Annotated in this window: 20 protein-coding genes; 17 read left to right on the top strand and 3 right to left on the bottom strand. The window is 40.6% G+C overall.

What is annotated here, in order from left to right:
- The first annotated feature begins 8 nt into the window (after positions 1-8).
- From CH365_RS13975 to CH365_RS13900, 16 genes are all read left to right on the top strand, one after another.
- On the top strand, positions 9-524 hold the full coding sequence (locus CH365_RS13975; protein ID WP_100769187.1) for a low molecular weight protein-tyrosine-phosphatase: 516 nt from the start codon (positions 9-11) through the stop codon (positions 522-524).
- Entirely contained in the window at positions 517-1,803 is a 1,287-nt protein-coding gene (locus CH365_RS13970) for an NAD(P)/FAD-dependent oxidoreductase (protein ID WP_100769186.1), read from the top strand. The genes CH365_RS13975 and CH365_RS13970 overlap by 8 nt, the downstream gene beginning before the upstream one ends.
- 50 nt (positions 1,804-1,853) lie before the next feature.
- A complete protein-coding gene (locus CH365_RS13965; protein ID WP_100769185.1) occupies positions 1,854-2,666 on the top strand; it encodes an SDR family oxidoreductase in 813 nt (270 codons plus the stop codon).
- Between the two features lie 15 nt (positions 2,667-2,681).
- Positions 2,682-3,104 carry an SRPBCC family protein gene (locus tag CH365_RS13960; RefSeq protein WP_100769184.1) on the top strand — a complete coding sequence of 141 codons (423 nt, stop codon included), beginning with the start codon at positions 2,682-2,684 and terminating at the stop codon, positions 3,102-3,104.
- Between the two features lie 156 nt (positions 3,105-3,260).
- Positions 3,261-3,626, top strand: coding sequence for a PLU-1-like domain protein (locus tag CH365_RS13955; RefSeq protein WP_100769183.1), 366 nt, complete (start codon positions 3,261-3,263; stop codon positions 3,624-3,626).
- 44 nt (positions 3,627-3,670) lie between these two features.
- A complete protein-coding gene (locus CH365_RS13950; RefSeq protein WP_100769182.1) occupies positions 3,671-4,759 on the top strand; it encodes a DUF1574 domain-containing protein in 1,089 nt (362 codons plus the stop codon).
- Positions 4,760-4,861: 102 nt separating this feature from the next.
- On the top strand, positions 4,862-6,148 hold the full coding sequence (locus CH365_RS13945) for an LIC20035 family adhesin (protein ID WP_100769181.1): 1,287 nt from the start codon (positions 4,862-4,864) through the stop codon (positions 6,146-6,148).
- 124 nt (positions 6,149-6,272) lie between these two features.
- Positions 6,273-6,920 (top strand): LIC20036 family protein, encoded by a 648-nt coding sequence (locus CH365_RS13940; RefSeq protein WP_100769180.1) that lies wholly within the window; start codon positions 6,273-6,275, stop codon positions 6,918-6,920.
- An 11-nt stretch (positions 6,921-6,931) separates the two neighbouring features.
- Entirely contained in the window at positions 6,932-7,942 is a 1,011-nt protein-coding gene (locus CH365_RS13935) for an AAA family ATPase (RefSeq protein ID WP_100769179.1), read from the top strand.
- Between the two features lie 14 nt (positions 7,943-7,956).
- A complete protein-coding gene (locus CH365_RS13930) occupies positions 7,957-8,781 on the top strand; it encodes a DUF58 domain-containing protein (RefSeq protein WP_100769178.1) in 825 nt (274 codons plus the stop codon).
- Complete coding sequence (locus CH365_RS13925) at positions 8,778-9,680, top strand: LB_053 family protein (RefSeq protein ID WP_100769177.1); 903 nt, start codon at positions 8,778-8,780, stop codon at positions 9,678-9,680. Before CH365_RS13930 ends, CH365_RS13925 begins: the two co-directional genes overlap by 4 nt.
- Positions 9,677-10,621 carry a VWA domain-containing protein BatA gene (gene batA / locus CH365_RS13920; protein ID WP_100769294.1) on the top strand — a complete coding sequence of 315 codons (945 nt, stop codon included), beginning with the start codon at positions 9,677-9,679 and terminating at the stop codon, positions 10,619-10,621. The genes CH365_RS13925 and batA overlap by 4 nt, the downstream gene beginning before the upstream one ends.
- A complete protein-coding gene (gene batB / locus CH365_RS20165; protein ID WP_100769176.1) occupies positions 10,618-12,327 on the top strand; it encodes a VWA domain-containing protein BatB in 1,710 nt (569 codons plus the stop codon). The genes batA and batB overlap by 4 nt, the downstream gene beginning before the upstream one ends.
- The gene (locus CH365_RS13910; RefSeq protein WP_100769175.1) at positions 12,324-13,919 is read left to right on the top strand and encodes a BatD family protein; all 1,596 of its coding nucleotides are present in this window, start codon (positions 12,324-12,326) and stop codon (positions 13,917-13,919) included. The genes batB and CH365_RS13910 overlap by 4 nt, the downstream gene beginning before the upstream one ends.
- Positions 13,916-15,745 (top strand): molecular chaperone HtpG, encoded by a 1,830-nt coding sequence (htpG, locus tag CH365_RS13905; protein ID WP_100769174.1) that lies wholly within the window; start codon positions 13,916-13,918, stop codon positions 15,743-15,745. The genes CH365_RS13910 and htpG overlap by 4 nt, the downstream gene beginning before the upstream one ends.
- A 57-nt stretch (positions 15,746-15,802) precedes the next feature.
- On the top strand, positions 15,803-16,324 hold the full coding sequence (locus CH365_RS13900) for a hypothetical protein (RefSeq protein ID WP_100769173.1): 522 nt from the start codon (positions 15,803-15,805) through the stop codon (positions 16,322-16,324).
- On the opposite strand, the gene CH365_RS13895 is transcribed toward CH365_RS13900, so the two are convergent.
- On the bottom strand, positions 16,305-16,799 hold the full coding sequence (locus CH365_RS13895) for a hypothetical protein (protein WP_100769172.1): 495 nt from the start codon (positions 16,797-16,799) through the stop codon (positions 16,305-16,307). The genes CH365_RS13900 and CH365_RS13895 overlap by 20 nt on opposite strands.
- A gap of 109 nt (positions 16,800-16,908) precedes the next feature.
- Between CH365_RS13895 and CH365_RS13890 the strand changes: the two genes are divergently transcribed.
- On the top strand, positions 16,909-18,579 hold the full coding sequence (locus tag CH365_RS13890) for a PhoX family protein (protein ID WP_100769171.1): 1,671 nt from the start codon (positions 16,909-16,911) through the stop codon (positions 18,577-18,579).
- On the opposite strand, the gene CH365_RS13885 is transcribed toward CH365_RS13890, so the two are convergent.
- Positions 18,576-18,923: an STAS domain-containing protein gene (locus tag CH365_RS13885; RefSeq protein WP_100769170.1), complete on the bottom strand. Its 348-nt coding sequence runs from the start codon at positions 18,921-18,923 to the stop codon at positions 18,576-18,578. The two genes, CH365_RS13890 and CH365_RS13885, sit on opposite strands and share 4 nt — an antisense overlap.
- A complete protein-coding gene (locus CH365_RS13880; RefSeq protein ID WP_100769169.1) occupies positions 18,916-19,818 on the bottom strand; it encodes a diacylglycerol kinase catalytic domain-containing protein in 903 nt (300 codons plus the stop codon). Before CH365_RS13880 ends, CH365_RS13885 begins: the two co-directional genes overlap by 8 nt.
- Between the last annotated feature and the right edge of the window lie 16 nt (positions 19,819-19,834).

Raw genomic sequence — 19,834 nt, 5'->3', positions numbered from 1 at the left:
TTTTGCATATGGTAGGAACTCCAACCTCTTCGAATATCTGCAAGGTTCTCTTCGTATGTTTGGGGAATATTTGCAGATCTCCTGCAGCAGAAGGCGCATTCGTGGATCTATTGGAGAAGAGGGGATTTTCTTCTCTCTTTGAAGTGGATTCTTGCGGAACTTCTCGCTACCATATTGGAGAATTGGCCGACCCTAGGACCAGACAAACAGCCCGTAAGAAGGGAATAGAGCTCACTCATAAAGCGAGACAATTTAAAAGATCCGATTTTGAATATTATGATTTTATTCTGGCGATGGATAGATCCAACCATAAGGATCTGGGGGCGCTCGCTTCGAATGAAGAAGAAAGAAAAAAAATTCATTTATTTAGAAAGTTCCAGAAGGGCCAGGGAAAAGATTCCGAGGTTCCGGATCCATATTATGGAACTTTAAAGGACTTCGAGGAAGTTCACCAGATAGTTTCCGAGGCTTCGGAAGGATTTCTGGACTACGTATTGAGCAAAAATGGAGTAAAGAATGCCTAAGGGTGAAAAAAAGAAAGTAGTAGTAATCGGAGTAGGTTTCGGCGGATTGCAAGCGATCAAAAAATTATCCAAAGAAGAAGATTTGGAAATTGTCGCCATCGATAAAAAAAATCACCATTTGTTTCAACCTTTATTGTACCAAGTAGCTACAGCAGTACTAAGCCCCGCAGATATCGCTATTCCTACCAGATCTCTTATCGGGGATAAAAAAAACGTAACAGTGTATTTGGGAGAAGTGGAGAAGGTAGACATCCAGGCTAAAAAGGTCACCTTCCAAGGGCATTCAGAAGATTATGATTTTCTAATATTGGCTGCCGGTGCTAAATCGGGCTATTTTGGGAATGATCATTGGAAAAAATATACGATAGGATTAAAGTCCCTGAAGGATGCACTTTCTATCCGCACTAAAATTTTAACTTCTTTCGAACAGGCAGAGCTTGCGGGAGATCCTGAAGTAGCCAAAAAACATTTGAATTATGTAATTATTGGTGGAGGTCCTACAGGTGTGGAGCTCGCAGGTTCCATCGCCGAACTTTCTCATGAGATCGTTCGAAACGAATTCCATACAATTGATCCTGCTTTAGCAAAGATCACTTTGATCGAGGCTTCTCCCAGACTTCTGGCCGCATTCGCACCTAAGTTAAGCGAATTCGCAAAAGTCCGTTTGGAAAAAAGAGGAGTCGAAGTTTTAACCGGCACCAAAGTCCTGGAGATAGACGAGAACGGGGTCAAGATAGAAGGTAAGACGATTGCTTCTTCTACAGTGATCTGGGCTGCAGGAGTACAAGCAAATTCTATCGGTGCTTCTTTAGGGGCTCCTACAGACAGAATGGGGAGAGTAATGGTGGATGAGTTCTGTAATGTGGAAGGTCATCCTGAAGTTTTTGTGATAGGTGATATCGCAAATTATTCCAAAGGTTTAGAAAAACCTTTACCGGGTGTTTCTCCAGTCGCAATGCAACAGGGAAGATATGTTGCTTCTCTGATCCGAGGGGATCTAAGATCTAAAAAAAGAAAACCTTTCCATTATTTGGACAAGGGAAGTATGGCGACTATCGGAAGACAAGATGCAGTTGCACAGGTCGGGAATTTCAGACTGCGAGGATTTTTCGGATGGTTTGTTTGGTTATTCATCCATATTTTCTATCAAGTAGGATTTAAAAATAAGATCTCCATCTTCATTACTTGGGTTTGGTCTTATATTACATTTCGTGCAGAGGCAAGATTGATCCAGGATGAGGTTGAATCCAATTCCGTCGGATCTTCTCGACCAAATTAAAGCCGAAAATAATCCTTGAATAGGTCGTACATAATAAAAGAATAAGCTCGATGCGGACTGATCTTTGGAAAGGCAAAACAATCGTAATTACCGGGGGCTCTTCCGGGATAGGGGAGGCTTTATTAGAAAGTTTGTCCCAGATTCCTTGCAAGCTTATCAATCTTTCCAGATCCGAGCCGGAGTTAGTTCGTAAAATTTCTAAAAAGAAGGAAAAGCGGCTTGCGGAAATTTTTCATATCCAAGCGGACCTTTCTTCCGAAAGAGAGATCAACAAAGCGGTATCTAAGTTGGCAAAACTGACTGACGGTATCGATGTACTTTTTAATAACGCAGGTATAACCGCTCATTCTAGATTCGACCAAACACAAATAGATGCCTTTCGAAAGGCATTCGATGTGAATTTTTTCGGTCCTGTTTTTCTTACGATGAGACTTCTTCCTTTTTTGAAAAAGAATAAGGGGGCAGTCATGGTTACCTCGACCGTCAGTGGACTCTATGGGATCCCTGCGAGAAGTGCTTATTCTTCTTCGAAATCTGCGTTACACGCCGTTATGGAGTCCGCTCGTATAGAACTTTCAGAAGAAGGTCTTCGTTTTGTTATATTCTGTCCTCCTTATACCAAAACGAATTTAAGATCTAACGGAATAGACGGGGACGGTCAGAAATTGGGAGAATCCCATTACTCCGGTAAAAGTAAAACTCCACAAGAAGTTGCAGAGAAAATGATCCGATCTATCGAAGATCCAAATTCAAGACTTGTAGTAATGGATAAAAGCGGATGGTTTGTCAAATGGATGAGAAATATTTCTCCTTCGTTTTTGGAAAAAGTATTATATAAAAAACTTTATAAGGACTTTCATTAAAGGACTTAAATCTATATGGAAACTAGAAGCATTATTAAAGAATTCAAATATGATTTTCCTTTGGAAAAAGTTTGGAGTGCTGTCACTGTAAACGAGGAATTGATCCATTGGTTAGCGGATAAGGTTACAGGACGCCCTAAGTTAGGTGGCACTTTTTCCTGGACTTGGAATTTGGGCCCTGAAGGAGAACTTACGTCTACAGGTATTTATAAAAAGATCGTTCCTTTCCAAGAGCTGATACTGCAATGGCAAGACCATCCTGCTGGTGATATAGAACTCAAACTCGAGTTTGAAAAAGACGGAGATGATGCCACTCTTCTTAAACTCACCAACTCAGGATATCCGACTGGAGATAAGTTCGACCATTGGGTCGAGGCTGCTTCCGAAGGCTGGGACGAAGAAAGTATGCATTTGCTCCAATACCTTAGGAAAAATTAAGATATCTCTTTAGTGTCGGATTATGTTTTTATTTTCCGCTTGAACTCTCGGGTCCCTAAAAAAAGATGACATTAGAGCCCCGATTATAGGGTGTTCGCGGTCTTTTCTCCATCCAGAGGACCAAGGCTCGCGAGCTGCTTTTCAAGGCGGTATACAGTGAACTTTCCAGAACTAGACTCTTATTTTCAAAGTCTTACGGATATCACAGATACGATTTCGATTTTAAACTCTCCGTACGATTCCGAATTCGACTCAGATATCACTAAGATGGAAAACTTCTTAAATGATATCCAATCCAAAGATTGGCTCAATACAGATAAAGAATACTTTAACTTATTCACCAGCCACTTTTCCTTTCATATCAAAATAGTAGAAGAGATCGTCCGCGAAGCGAGGGAGATCCTACATCCTGAACGACGTATGCATGTAAAACGTTTGGTAGGATACTGCAAAACAACCGAAGAATGGTTGGCAGATCTTCAAAAACGCCGTAGAGCTACCGAAACTCTCGCAACTGCTTGATATAATCTATTGACATCCCCGGTCAGCCGGGGAGTCTTGAGTTCGTGTCCGAAAACGAACGTCCACAGAACGAAAAAATTAATTTTTTCACTCATCCTTTTCTATTCTATCCTGTACTTCTTTTTATATTCATATTCACTCTAGATAAAATTTTCTTTTTGGATAAGGTCAGAGACTATGTAAAAGTCGAATTGACCTATATTTATTACGACGTTAAGCAAGATCTCTTAAAGGAGATGATCTCTAAGTTCGGCAAGAACGCAGAAAAGAAGTCCGACAAAAAATTGGTACTTCTTATGGGTTCTTCTAGGATGTTATACTTCAAGAACGAAGAGATCCTGGACTTCTATCCTGACTGGGAAGTGTATAATCTTTCTTCTGCCGTAACTACTCCTGCGTATTATCTCTACTTTTTAGAGAGATTGTTCGAAGCGGGTGTAAAACCGGACTTTCTAGTTTTAGAAGCGGATCCTTTTCAATTTAATGCAAATAGTACTACATTCAAAAAATCGAATTTAGCGAATAGTTTCGATCTTAGATTTGTTCTTTCCAATGCCTGGGATCTAGGTAAGGAGAATGTGAATTATTATCTGGGGAATTATTTCTTCGGAGTGAGTAAGAATAAACCTTATTTGGCAAATGTGTATTCTCATCTTACCAATAAAAAATTCGAGCAAGCGGATCTGATCAAAAAACTGACTATAGATTCTCTACATAAAGACAAAGGGAATGCTCTTTCTCCTGCGGGCGGTTTTATGGAGAAGGACTACGGAAGATTAGAAGCAAGTTCTGTCCGTACGATTGGCTGGATTTATCCTAAATATTCTCCCTCCGAAATGCAATTTTCCTTTTACGAAAAGATCTTAGATAAAGTGAAGGAAGAGGGAGTTCCTACCCTGGTGGTCCGTCCTGAAGTTTCTCTTCCTTTGGAAAATCTTCTAAAAGAAATGAATATCCCAGCTCCTTGGTGGGAAAGAATTCGCCCAATCAACCAAAAGTTTGGGATCCCGATCATAGATATGGCGGAAGCTTCCGACTACGAGTGTAATACATTTGCGGACAGCGGTCATATGGCTGTAGACTGTTACCGTCCATTCTTACGCTTTTTGAGGATGAGATATCCCGGAGAGTAATTCGGCTTTCCTTTCTATATATTTCGCCGGGGAAAGGAGGTTGACGAGAAGAATTGTCTGCCTTAGTTTTGCTTCGTTAGATTTTCCCCAAAAGGCGAACCCATGAAAAAAATTATATCCACAGCGGTTTCAATTTCTCTTTTGATCGGATGTTCTTCGGCGAGTGTCGTTGAGAACAAGGGCAAGGCTGCAGAGTTCCAAATTTTAGAGCCGAATATCAGAGTAGAAAAATTCAAAGAAACATTCAATTTAAAGGCAGAAGGTCCGGTTAACTTAGACTGTTCCGGTAAACCATGTACTCCAGACCAAGCCAGCGCATTAACTCCTGACCAGATCAAAAAACTGAAACGTAACGGCTCTTGGAAAGAATATGTGGAGAAGGAAGATCTTCAAAAAAATAAATTCTCCGTTCTGGTCCGTGTAGGAGATTACAAAGACGATAAAAGAGAAGGTATTTGGAAAACATTATACGAAACGGGAGAAACTTTAAGAGAAACTCCTTATGTTGCTGGAGTAAAAGAAGGTGAAGAGAAAAAACTCGCGAAAGACGGGACTCAACTTGAAAGCACAATCTATAAAGCTGACAAAAAGAATGGTCCATACTGGTCTAAAACAGACAAAGGAATCTTGAGCGATGAAGGTACTTACGCGGACGACAAAAAAGTAGGGACCTGGAAAGATTTTTATAACGAAGACGGAGCTAAAAAATCCGTAATCGAGTTCAAAGACGGTAAAAAAAGCGGTAAAGAAACGAATTATCATAAAGACGGGAACACTGTTTCCTCCGAAGGAAACAATTCGGATGATCTAAAAACGGGTTATTGGAAAAACTATTACGAAAACGGGTCCCCTCAATCCGAAGGTAACTATGCTCCGAAAGGTGCAGGTGCGGATAAAAAATCTCTCAGAATAGGCGCCTGGAAAGAATATTACAAAAACGGTAAGCTATTCGCGGAAGGCCAGAGGGATCATACTCGTAAGGGAGATTGGACCTTCTATTGGAGTACCGGGAATCCGGCATATAAAGGAACGATGATGAATGAGATGATGATGAGTTCCGCAGAAGTATACGATAAGGACGGGACCATTGTCGGAAAAGGAAAACTTCTTTTTGACCTTCTTCTCATGGATGAAAAAACGGACGAGCTAAAGGCCAAGTACAAGCCTGATTTCCCATTCGCATATTATAAAAACGGCAAGAAGTCCTTCGAAATAGCTGCAAACGGTACTGCGGTCGAGTATGACGAGTCCGGAGCTAAGGTGGGACAGGGGCCAATTATGCCTGGGACCAACCAAAAAAACGATTGTTGGACCACGCCTCAGGGTAAAAAATATTACGTGAACGGTAGAGAGAATCCTAAAATGGGAGAGTTACAAGGCTGTAAGTGATCTTCAGCTTTCTGTCACTCAATCTTGAATGTAAAAAGCTCGGAGTTGTCTCCGAGCTTGCGACTTTTAGAAAGGCTTTTCTCAGTCCATAAAATCCTTCTCTGATTGGTGTTGGAATTCCAACATGGATACAGAATGGAAAAAGGGAATCCTTGCCTTGGAAAAAATTATCACCAATAACGATCTCAAAAAAATCAGCCTAGGGATACTGGTAGCTGCTCCTTTATTTTTCTTGCTTGGATATTTTGTCCGAGGATGTAGTTCCGTAAATCGGCAAGCAAAGGTAACTTATAGCGGTTCTTTTACGGAAGGGACGCTGGTTTCCCTAAATTCTAAAAACGTAATATTGCAAGACCCTGATTTCTCTATTCCCCTAGAAACAGTGGAGAAGATAGAATTTTTAGAGGATGCTCAAAGTTTAAACCCGAACCAAATTCCTTTGAGTGACGCGGAGAAATCGTTCGTGGGAACTTATAAATTGCAGATTGGGACTCACAAAGGAGTATTGAGCATCTTTCCTCGCAAAACTGGGGGGATTGGAGCCACTTTACGTTTTACGAACTGGGGCAAAGGATCGAACGAGATCCTAACAGGGATCAGAGTGACAGGTAAGTCCATTCGTTTTGTAAGATCTTGTGCAGGAGTAAGATGTTCTGAGATAGGCAGCAATGTTCCTTTTACTCAAACTTATACCGGAGATCTGGACGGTAAAAAAATCCAAGGCGCTTACCAAGGCACGAATAGTTCCGGCCGTTGGCTTGCGGAACGTTAATAGGAAATATTATGGAATCCATTGCTAAAGATCGTGAAAATATTCCTTTGTCCGAGCAGGATATACATTTTGCAAAGGATACATTAGATCGAATTCGCCAGGAACTGACCGGAGAAATAACAGGCCAAGAAGCAGTAGTTAAAAATCTACTTATTTCTCTGGCTTGCCAAGGCCATGTTCTTTTGGAAGGAATGCCCGGACTTGCAAAAACACTTCTAGCAAAATCTTTGTCTTCTGCATTGGATTTAGATTTTAAAAGGGTGCAGTTTACACCTGATCTTCTTCCTGCAGACTTGATAGGAACTGTAGTGTTCAATCCGAAAAATGGAGAATTCACTACGCGCAAAGGACCAATCTTTACAGGAGTCTTACTTGCAGACGAGATCAACAGGGCCCCTGCAAAAGTACAATCTGCTCTTTTGGAATGTATGGAAGAAAGAACAGTCACCATAGGGGAAAATACTTTTCCTTTGGAGAGACCTTTTTTGGTATTGGCTACCGAAAATCCGATAGACCAAGACGGAACCTATCCATTACCGGAAGCGCAGATGGATCGTTTTTTTATGAAGGTTCTCGTAGATTATCCTGATATGGACGAAGAACTTGCTATCCTCGAGCAACATGGCAAGCTCGCGACCGGTCCAAAACGTATTAAGAAAACTGCAACTGCAAAAGACGTCCTAAAGATCTCTTCCTTAGTAGACAGGGTCCATGTAGAGCCAAAATTAAAAAGTTATATAGTTCGTTTGGTAAGAAATACTCGTCCGGAGGAAAAGACAGTTCCGGATCTTCTTCCCTATGTAAAACACGGAGCTTCTCCTAGAGCAAGTTTAAGCCTACTGAAAGCATCCAAGGCAAAGGCTTTATGGGAAGGAAGAGACTATGTTGCTCCGGAGGACGTGAAGGCCGTTCTTCCTGAAATCCTTCGTCATAGAATTTTACTTACATTCGAAGCGATCTCCGAGGACGTGGGGATAGAGTCCGTAGTTAGGATCGTTTCAGACGCGACTCAGGTGCTATAATCTAGTCTACAAAAATGTTCCGTAAAGAATACCAAAGCCTGATCCAACTTTTGGATTTTAAGGAGAGAGGATTTTCTCTTCGGAGTAGACAAGGCACGGCTACAAGTACACGAAAGGGCAGAGGAGTGGATTTCAAAGATGTTCGTCCGTATGCCGTTGGAGATGATACAAGGCTCATTGATTGGAATGTCACTTCTAGATTCGGAGAATTGCATGTAAGGGAATTCTACGAAGAGAAAGAGAGATTAGGAGTTTTTTTCCTGGATGTTTCCGAGTCCATGGATTGGAGCAGTTCCGAATGGACTAAAGCGGAAAATGCCTTTCAGGTTTTGGCTCTATTAGTTTTACTTTATGTACGGAAAGGAAATCTCGCTAAGATCTTATTGTATTCGGATCGATTGGAATGGGAGACGGGTTATATTCGTAACACGGAAGAAGCTCTTTCCGTATTGGAGAAGGTCCGTTCTTTCCCGCATCGAAAATTGAAAACGGATCCTAAACTTCCTTTCGTACTTTTGAAAAATAGGATCAGAAGGTATACTGATTCTTATATACTTTCCGATTTTCATGGACTTCCTTCTTTAAAAAAGCTTACAGGACTCAGGAGATTTCATACTCTACATGCGATCAGATTTAAGGATCGTTTGGAAGAGAGTGCTCCCAGAGGATTTTTCCAATTTTTCTTATTAAAAGATCCTGAAACTGGCTCTATTCCTTCTCCCGCCGGCGGAAGTATCCGTAAAAATCTGGAATTTTTGTTTAAGTCCAGATGTTTGGAATTGGAAGGAAAGGATACGGACCCGAATAAACTTTTGGAGTATTGGAGAAGTGTATCATGAAGCTGGGGATCTTTCGTTCTGGATCCTCGGATCGTATTCGATTTTTATATTATACTTTTTATTTGTCCCTTCTTTTGTTTGCGGTTCCTATATTTGCATGGAAAGAAGATTGGGAGCCTAAGGAAGTAGGAATAGGAGATCAGGCGGAATACTTGTTGGAATTCCAACAGGGAGAAATACAAAATCCTGAGATTCCATCGAAAGGAATGTTTCCGGATCCGGATTCTCCCGATCTTCCACTATTCGAAGTGATTTCTTCCGAAGTTTCGGACTCAAAGATCAAACTAAGCGTTGCCTATTATACTTCCGGAAAATTTTCTCTTCCTATCAGTTGGAAAGACAAGGACGGGAAAGAATTCCATTCGGAAGCCGTATTGATAGTCCGTTCTTCCTTAGGAGAGAAGGATAAATCCCCAGAGGAAATCCTGCCTCCTTTGGAATTTTCTGGAAAGTACGGCTGGAAATTAGCAGCGATCCTTGCGGGACTTGCAGCATTAGGTTTAGGGATCTTTTATGCTTGGTATCTAAACCAGACTCTATCCAAAAGAACTATGGACGCGCTTGTACAAGCAGATCCTTGGGTTCAAAAAATTCTAATATACGAAAGCAAATTGGATGAGATCATTAATGCTCCTCCGGTGTTTGCTAGGATCTTTTATAGAGTTCTCTCAGGATATATCCGGGAGAGTATGTCTCAAAAGATGAATGCTCCATTTGCACATTTAACGGAGGCCGAATTATTCCAACGAATCTATGATTCGTTCGGATTGGAGGAAGAGGAAGTCAAAAATTGGGAGAATACTTTCCGTAGGGCGCAATACTCAGGAGAAGAAGTGGAGATCTCTTCTTCCGAAGCATTAAAGGCTTGGGATTATTGGAAGGAGGCACTTTCCAAATGACGGAATGGGAATCTCCATATTATCTTTTTCTAATTCTTCCGATCTGGATCTGGACATTTTATTCTTACTGGAAAAATGAACCGGCCTTGGGAATAGAACTTAGAATCCCCGGACGGGTCCAATCAGGAACATTTCATTTAAAACGTTTTTTATCATCGGTGACTCCTTTAATTCGCCCTGTAACTCTAACATTATTCGTAATCGCCGTGGCAGGTCCCGGGAAACGATATAGATTCCTGCCGGATGAGACAAAGGGAGTGGATATCATTCTTGCATTGGATGTGTCCGGTTCCATGTCCAAAAGTAGGGACTTCTTGCCTGAGACTAGACTGGGAGTTTCTAAAAAATTACTCAAAGAATTTATTAGAAAAAGAGAAAATGATCGTTTAGGCTTGGTAGTATTTGCGGGAGGTGCTTATCTGCAGTCGCCTCTAACAAGCGATAGAGAAGTATTGGAAGAAATATTAAGCCAAGCAGAAGAAGAAACTGTCCCGGAACAAGGAACGGCTATTGGAGATGCACTTATTCTTTCTTGTTATAGATTGCGCAGGTCTCCCGCAAAATCCAAAGTAATCGTACTCATAACAGATGGAGCTTCTAATACCGGCCGTATAGATCCGGTGACAGCGACCGAGATTGCAAAAGGTGTAGGAGTAAAAATTTATTCCATAGGCATCGGAAAAGAAGATCAGTCTTATGAGGTGAATTTTGAAATTTTAGATATACTTTCCAAAAGAACGGGAGGAGTATTTTATAGGGCAGAGGATGTTAGTGAGTTAAGAGAGGTTTTGGCCTCCATTGACTCCTTAGAAAAAGATCTTCTGATCCTTCCTCCGGAAGAAGTAAGAGAATCAGAATCCTTAATTTTTCTTACCTATGCTTTGGCGCTATTAGGTTTGGATCTGCTTTTGAGATCTTGGGTGTTTCGGTATTACGTATGAGCGAAACTTTTTTAGAATCTTTTTGGATTTCTCTCGGACTAATCTTCTTCGCTTATTCTTTGTTTAAACTGGTATTCTATTTTTATTGGAGTCGCTGGAGAAAGTCCTATCCTGGTTTACCTAGAGAGTCCAAGGTCCCACCTTTTTATATAGTGTTAGTAAGGATCTTGCTGCTTGCTTCTGTATTCTGTCTTTCTTATTTCGCATACCAAAGAACGGAATCGATCAAGTCTAAGGAAGAGGAAGTCTCGAGAGGTGTGGACTTTTTATTCTTAGTGGATGTAAGTCTTTCTATGCAATCTGTAGATACTCGTCCTTCTCGAATCACTAGAGCAAAAGAAACAATTTTGAGACTTCTTCCTCAGTTAAATGGGAACAGGTTTGGTATGATCGTTTTTGCCGCTTCTCCGTTCGTGTATTGTCCAATGACTTCGGATGCTCGCGCATTTTCAGAGTATGTAAGAGGTTTGGATGTGGATATTGTTGGGGATAGAGGAACGGATTTAAAATCCGCATTTAAAAAAGCGGAAGAAGTTTTGAACTCCAATCAGGTTTTACGAAATCGTATTTTGGTTTTAATCTCGGACGGAGAAGACTTGGATTCCCCAGGTATCGTAAAATTTCCGGCAGAAGTTTGGGTCTGGTCTGTAGGAACTCCAACAGGAGGGCCTATCGGATACTCCGAAGATGGCACCAGAGTTTACGGATTTTTGACTAAAGACGGATCTTTGGCTCCTTATGAAAATTCTCCAGGAGTTATCATCTCAAAATCTAATCCTGGATTTTTGAAAGATCTGGCTTATGCAAACGAAGGTAGATTTTTATCCTTGGATTCCGAAAGTCCTGAGATTGGCGATATAAAATCCTGGATTGACTCCATGGAAAAAAATACAGGACAAAGAATTCGTAATTTAAGAAGGGCAGAAGGTGCCAAAAAATTTCTAATACCTGCACTTCTACTTTTACTGTTTGATTTTTTTATGTTGGAGTTCTGGGGAAAATACCTGCTAGGACTTTCTAAAAAAGTCGTTCCAGTTCTTTTGTTTTTTTTCTCTCTCTGGGGGAGTGATGTCTATTCTTTCGAGTTGGATCCAGGTGGAAATAGGATCAAAGAAGGTAAGAACTCTTATGAACAAGGAGATTATAAAAGTTCTTTAGAAAGGTATAAAGAAGCGGATCCTTATTTTCCAGAAGACCCTAGATTAGAATTCAATCGAGGAGACAGTGAATACAAGTCCGGAAACTTAGATAAGGCAATTCGTCACTTCGAAAAGTCTGCGGACTCAAAGGATTCGGCCTTGCGAGCACAATCCCATTTTAATTTAGGAAATTCTTATTTAAAGTTGGGAGATCGCAAAAAAGCTGCGGAACATTATCTTCGTTCTTTAAAAGAAGATCCTAATTTAGAATCCGCTAAAAAGAACTTGGAATGGTTACGTAAACTTCCTCCTCCGGAAGGTAAGGCAGGTTCGGAAAATAAAAAAAGCGCCTCCGAGGAAAAAGAGGAAAAGTCTTCCGCATTTAAACAAGGTTCCAAAGGAAAAGAGAAGGCAGAAAAACAATCCAAATCCGGGGCCGGAAAAGACCAAAAAGATAAAAACAAATCTAAGATGGAAGATGAATTAGATCGGATCATGGAGTCTATGGATCTGGATTCTGTGAAAAGAAGGAGCCCAGGTTCTAGGAACAAAGAGGTGTTCTGGTGAAACGTTTCCTTCTTCTTTTATTATTGGGAGCTTTGCCATTATTTGCACAAGGGTCCAAATTTTATCTCAGCCAAACCAGAGCGGATTTGGGAGATGCGGTATTTCTCATTTTAGAAACGGAGGGCGGTGCTCAGGTTCGCTTAATAGAAAAGGAATGGACCGGACAAGGGATCAAGGCGGTTTATTGGGGTACTGAGGAGAATACAACTATAGTCAACTTTAAAGTATATCGCAAAAAACTAATTAAGTACAGGCTTACCGTCTCCGCGCCTGGGCGTTTTTCCGTTCCGGAAATAGAAGTGGAAGTGGACGGACAAAAAGTGGAATCAGGAATGATGGTTCTGGAAATTTCTCCCAGAAGTTCCTCTACCAATAAATCCTCCGGATTTTTTTCTAATCGTTACTTCTTCAGCGAGGAAACAGACGGGCCCGAAGATGGGGACTTGAAAGTATTATTCAGAACGAATAAAGATCAAGTCTGGGTAGGGGAGCCTGTTTTAGGATTTTTCACATTATATTATAGAAATGCAATACGTCCTTATATTGACCGGGATTTTTCCAGCTCCATCGAGTTTCCTTATTTTAGAAGTGAGGCACTTTCAGGAATCAATCTTTTGATCCCTGAACAGGTTATTTACGAAGGATTAGAATTTGAAACAGCAGTTTATAATAAGGAAACTTTTATTCTGACACCCTTGAAAAAGGGGGAATATTCATTAGGCTCCACGATATTTCATTTAGAAGGAAGGCAACAGTCTTTCTTTCATATGAGAAGTATTAAAACGATACCGAGTAAAATTTTCGTAAAGGATCTACCTTCTCCTTCTCCACTTGAGTTTAAAGGAGCGGTTGGTAATTTTAAGATTGGATTAGAAGAATATCCTAAGGCGGGTTTTTTAGGAGAACCTTTTCAGTTTAAGCTTACTATTTCCGGGAATGGGAACCTTTCTTCCATTAAGGATCCTTTATTGAGTGTGTGCGATCTTCCTTGTCATCCTGAGATTACTTTTTTACAGACTAGACAACAAAGAGATTTTCGAGAGCTTGGTCCGGGAGAGTTCGGATTCTATCTAAATCATTCTTATCATTATTCAGTACTTCCTAAAAAAGAAGGTGTTTGGAAACCGGACGATCTGAAATTCACTTTTTTCAATCCTAGTTCCGGAAGATATGAATCCGTTTCTCTTCGTTTTCCAGGTTTGGAGATCGGGCCTCTTAAACCAAAGCAGGAAATTACTACGGAGGACTCGGGTGGAAAGAGCGGATCTTTTCTATTAGTTTCCATTCTTCTTTCTTTCGCATTTATAGGGGCTAGTACATTTGTGGTTTTAGCAATGCGCAAAAGGCATCAAAAAAACGTAGTATTGAAACGACTTGACCTCTGGATAGGTTCCAAAAGAGGTTTTGTTTTGAAACATTCCGTGATGACCAAAGGGTTGCCGGAGGAAGAAGCAACTCTTCTTGCAGGTTGGAAATCCGATACGGTGCCATTGATCGAAACTTATAAAAGTTTAGGACCTTCTTCTAGAGAAACTCTTATTAGAATTTCATATTGGTTGTCTGATAAATTAAAAGAGGAGGAATCCGAATGAGCGAAGAAGTAAAAGGTAGGATTTCCGTAGAAACGGAGAATATTTTTCCTATCATTAAGAAATGGTTATATTCTGAAAAAGATATATTTTTGAGAGAGCTGGTCTCTAACTCCTGCGATGCAATCGCTAAACTGAAAAAAATCTCCTTGAATGAAGAATTTGAAGGCGGGACGGATTATCGGATCGATCTAGACTTCGACCAAGAAACTAGGATTTTAACAGTCCAGGATAACGGGATCGGGATGACCGACGAAGAAGTGAACCGTTATATCAACCAGATCGCATTTTCAGGCGCAGAAGAATTCGTAAAAAAGTACCAATCCGAAGGAGACAAGCCGGAGATCATCGGCCATTTCGGTTTAGGATTTTATTCCAGCTTTATGGTTTCTTCTAAGGTAAAAATAGAGACCAAATCGTATAAAAAAGGAAGCACACCTGTTGTTTGGGAAAGTGAGTCGGGCACAGAGTTTTCTCTAAAATCTGGCGATAGATCGGAAAGAGGAACAAAGATCAGTTTGTATCTGGACGGTGATTCCGGAGAATATTTGGACCAATGGAAACTGAAAGAATTAGTCCGTAAATATTGCGATTTTCTTCCCGTTTCGATTTACGTAAAAGGGGAGAAGGCGAATAAACAGACCCCATTATGGAGCGAACAACCTTCTTCCGTTAAAAAAGAACAGTATGATGAATTTTATCAGTATCTGTTTCCTTTTGCGGGAGAGCCTCTATTCCATGTTCACTTGAATGTGGATTATCCTTTTAGATTGCAAGGGATCTTATATTTCCCGAGACTCAAACATGAGTTAGATGCCAACCGGATGGGGATCAAACTTTATTGTAATCATGTGTTTGTTTCCGACGAAGCAAAAGAATTGGTTCCTCAATTTTTGACCGTTTTACAAGGGACATTGGATATTCCGGATCTTCCTCTGAATGTTTCTAGATCGTATTTGCAAAACGATCCATTGGTAAAAAAGATCTCTTCTCATATAGTCAAAAAGGTTTCAGATAAACTTCAGGAAGAATGGACTAAAAACCCGGAAGAATTCCGTAAGAACTGGGATGAAATTTCCTTATTCGTTAAGTACGGAATGATGACCGATGAGAAATTTTACGAATCTGCAAAAGATCTTATCTTCTTCCGTTCATCTAACGGTGATTTGACGAAACTAGAAGAATATGTAGAAAGAAATAAGGAAAAAAATTCAGGCAAAGTATATTATGCGGGAGAAGCAGAACTTTCTTCCGTGTATATGGACCTTCTCAAGTCCCAAGGATTGGAAGCCTTGCTTGTAGATTCCAGAATAGATAATCATTTCCTTCAGTTTTTAGAAGGCAAAAATCCCGATTGGAAATTCCAAAGAGTAGATTCGGAACTCGCGGATCAAGTATTGGATAAGGATGCAAGCCCTGATCTCGCAGACCAAGACAACAAAACAACGGAAGACAGGCTTAAGGAAATTTTTACTAAGGCAATTGCAAGAGAAGGTGTGGAGATCAAAACGGAGGCATTGAAGTCCGAGGATATTCCTTCTGTGATCTTGCTGCCTGAACATCTGAGACGTTTGGCGGAAATGGGCCAGATGTATGGGCAAAAACCAGGTGATTTTCTGAAGAATCATACTCTTCTTCTGAATCGTAAATCTAAGCTGGTCAAAAACATCCTCGGTCTTTCCAAAGGTATTCATCCGGAGAAGGCGGAAAAATTAGCCCGTTCTGTGTACGATCTTGCTTTGTTAGGCGCAAAGCTGATTGGAGAGGAAGAATTGAGCGATCTGATTCGCCGCCAAAGGGATTTGCTGGAAGATCTTTCCTCGGATTAATTCCGAAAAAAAAGGGGGGAAATCGGAGATCGTACCGATATCTTTATTGGTACCGGTATGCGGACACCGATTTTCCTGATTTTGATCATTTCTGTTTTATCGTCTTTTGGCGACCTGTATTCGCAAGATGCGGGGAAAGGGAAACCTGTCGAAACGGAGGGAGAAGTCCATAACGATTTAAAGTCGTTGGACAAAGAATATTACGAATATTATTTCAAAACTCTTCCAAATACGGATATTATAGAAAAAGAGAAATTAGAATATAATTTGATCCGTTCTCTAAAATTCGAACTAAGAAAGGTCGATCCAGACAAGATGAGTTCGGAAGAATTGAAAAAGGTCAATTCGAGTTCGGTGCGTTATGAAAGGGTTTTTGAGGATTCTATTTGGATGCGGGGAATACGCAAACAAATGGGGCATATACGTTTTAAAGAGTATATGTACGTGATCGTATATGACAGATACTATTGTTTTATTTCTTACGAAATGAACCCTTCTAGATATATTCAAACTCCGTTTCAAGTTCAATTGATCTTCAAAAGAGATAGTAATTATAACTCTACTCTACCTCAGCCTTAAACGTTCTGAAATAAAGACTGACGAGTACCAGCCCCAAAGAGAACAAGATCCCGAATAATAAAAAGTCCTGCATAAAACCGAAACCGGGAGGCGGGGCAGTGTTTCCTACAATCCTGCCTAGGATCTTCGTTTTTCCGAAACTATTCCAAACTAAGGTGCGGACCTGGACTGTATCTCCCACTCTCATCCTTCGATTTGTAGTTTGGTCTACTTCTTCAGTGACCTCGTGTTTTTTCCCCTGTTCATCCGGCACCAAATAGGTGTACACATTTACAGTTCTGCCTAACTTATTGAGTTTTGTATTTTCTACCAGGACTCCGAACTCTTTGTTTCCTGGAAGGGATAAGTTTTTGTAGATCGATTCTAAACTTTTGTTTTCCCAATAAACTGCGACGGAAAGAGGAAGAAAAAATGCAAGAGAAACCCAGCCCATGATAAAAAGGATCTTATAGAATGGGGTAGAGTTCGGTTTCATTCTCAGGCTTTATCATCTTTTTCGATAGGGATTATTACAACCAAGTTTCCTTTTTCTGTAGGAAGAAAAAACGAATGGTCCAAAGAATCAGGTGCGATATTCTTAGGATATGAAGGTATCAAGGTCCGACTTTTTGAAATATATGGGAAAGGGAATGCTTGCTTTGACTGCAGTACGGACCTTGGACCTATTTTCTGATCCTGCAAAAGAGCATTCTAAAAAAGTACATTCTACACATTCTCCTTCTCCAAAAACAAAAAAGGAGACCTCTTCTAAAATTCCTGGAAATAATTTTAAACCGATACGCCCTAGTATCCAAGATGATCTGATCTTAGCTGCTGGTTTTACGTATGATCTGGTTGCAGTGTATGGAGATAAGATTAACTCCAAAGGAGATACTTTCGGATACGCTGCCGACTTTAATTGTTTTTTTCCTTTTCCTAATGATCCGAATTCTGCACTTCTTTGGACTAATCATGAGTATTTAAATGAATTAGAATATTATGTGACCGGTTATGATTATAACCAAAAGGGTCCTAATAATAGAACTCCTGAACAGATCGAAAAATATCTATATTCATTAGGCGGTTCCGTGATCGGGCTTCACAAATCCAAAGGTACTTGGGTATTAGATCCAGAATCTAAATACGGAAGAAGGTTACATGGAAGGTCGGAATTCCAACTCAAAGGTCCAGTCGCCGGTTCGGATGCCATCTCCGGAAAAACGAAAGTATATGGTACATTTGCAAATTGTTCCGGAGGCAAAACATTATGGGAAACTGTCCTCTCCTGTGAAGAAAATTATGAAATGGTAGTAGAAGATTGTAAACTGGAAGATTTAAAAGAATACGGTTGGATCATCGAAGTAGATCCTTTTGATCCTACTTCCACACCGATAAAGCATACCGCGCTCGGAAGATTTTCTCATGAAAATGCTGCATTAACCGTTTCTCGTTCCGGAAAATTAGTCGTGTATATGGGGGACGATTCCAAAGACCAATGTGTATATAAGTTCGTTTCCGAAAAAAATTACGATCCTAAAAAAGGAAAATCAAACTCTGAACTTTTGGACGAAGGGACATTATATGTAGGTAATTTTGAAAAATGTGTTTGGGTGACTTTGGATCTGGAAAAAAATCCGAATTTAAAAAATGCGAAAGATAAGGAAGGAAATCTTAAATTTAAAACCCAAGCAGATGTTTTGGTATCCTGCAGAGATGCCGCAAAAACTGCAGGCGGAACTCCGATGGATAGACCCGAAGATCTGGAAGTTCATCCATTAGATAAATCTGTTTTTGTTTCCTTTACCAATAACGATTCACATGGAAATTTTTACGGACAGATCGTTCGTATCAAAGAGGAAAACTCGGATGCAGAATCTGTTCGTTTCGAGTTCGAGGTATTTGTTGCGGGGGGAGGGAAGAGTGGATTTTCTTCTCCGGATAATTTAGCTTTTGACTCTTTCGGAAATCTTTGGATGGTCACGGATATGACTACGCGTTTGCTCGGAAAATCCATCTTCAAAAAATTCGGGAACAACGGACTATTTTTTATTCCTACAAACGGAGAAGACTCAGGCAAGGCATTCCAATTTGCTTCTGCTCCGATTGGCGCAGAACTCACGGGTCCATGGTTTACACCTGACGAAGAGTTTTTATTCTTATCCGTACAGCATCCGGGAGAAGATACTAGGGATTATGATGTTCCTACAAGCCGTTGGCCTGCTAGAACAAAGGGAGATATACCCAGGCCAGCAGTGGTCGCGATCAGAAGAGCTTAGTTTTTAAGACAGGCAGCGATAGCGTCTTCTTCTTTTTCGAAATGAGCGAAAGGTTTCCAAAGACCTAATAGATTGAAGATCTGTATAACCTTCTCTCCAGCTTCTGTGAGCAGAAGTTTTTTGCCTTCTCCAGTAAGTCTGTTCTTTAATTCGAAGATTGCACGAATGCCGGAACTAGAAACATATTTGAGATCGGATAAATTTAAGACAGTATTGCTTGCGTGAGTCACATCCAATACTTTTTCCTTAAATAGAGGGAAGGTGGATTCGTCCAGTCGGCCGGAAACCAAATATACTTTGATCTCTCTGCCTGCATCCTGTTCCAGAATTTTCAAACTATCCATGTTTTTGCACCACCACCCGCAATCTTTCCGGAGAAACGGAAAAGTCCGCTTTGGCCCCGGGAGGGAAATCGTAAATACGTTCCGCCAAGGAATCGATGGAGATCCCCCCGCGCATTTCGGATATTAGACGGAAAGAATTGCGAACCGTGAAGTGATCCAGCTTGTACTGGAAACTTTCTTTCTTGCGCAACTCTCTACAGTACACTTTGAAATATGGCTCCTGCTTGTCAAAGCTTACGTCTTTATTTTCGCAAGACATAACCCAACCAGTAGAACCCGCTCCGGTATACACCAGAAGGCCGGAACATTTCTGTTCTTCAGAGACCTTTTCATGAGAGATCAGGAATCGACTCGTTAAATCGGGACTATTGTTTCGAATAGAAATTTCACTGATCCCTTGGAATGTCTCAATCGCTTTGCCGTCCGGATATTCGATTCTAACATTGATCCTGGGCCATTCTTCTATTTTAATATTTTCCCAATTTCGGGAAACTGCATTTGAAATATCCGAGGTATGAAAGGATAGAAGTGCTCCTACAGAAGTTTCAGGATCCGAATTACATCCCAAAACTAAATTGTCCAAAGCATGATGGGCAACATAAGTAAAATGATTATCTCCGCCTAATGCGATGACCAGATCGTAGTCAGCAATATCTATATTTTCTAATTCTTCTCGGAAGATAAACTTTCCATTCGGAAAAGTGACTTTTAACTGTTCTCTACTTTGGATCTGCCTGAGATGGGATTGGTAGATCCTTGCGAAGGAATCATTTTGGATTTCTGCTACTCTTTTGAATTCGTCCAGAGAGCCGTAACTCTCCAGATCTAATTCGTACTTTGTTCTTTTGATAACAACCAGAACAGATTCGATCTTTTTTCGCATTTCCGCCGACATGGATTACCAATTTGGA

The sequence above is a fragment of the Leptospira neocaledonica genome (assembly GCF_002812205.1).
Lineage (GTDB): Bacteria > Spirochaetota > Leptospiria > Leptospirales > Leptospiraceae > Leptospira_B > Leptospira_B neocaledonica.
This window is presented reverse-complemented; position numbering and strand designations above follow the sequence as displayed.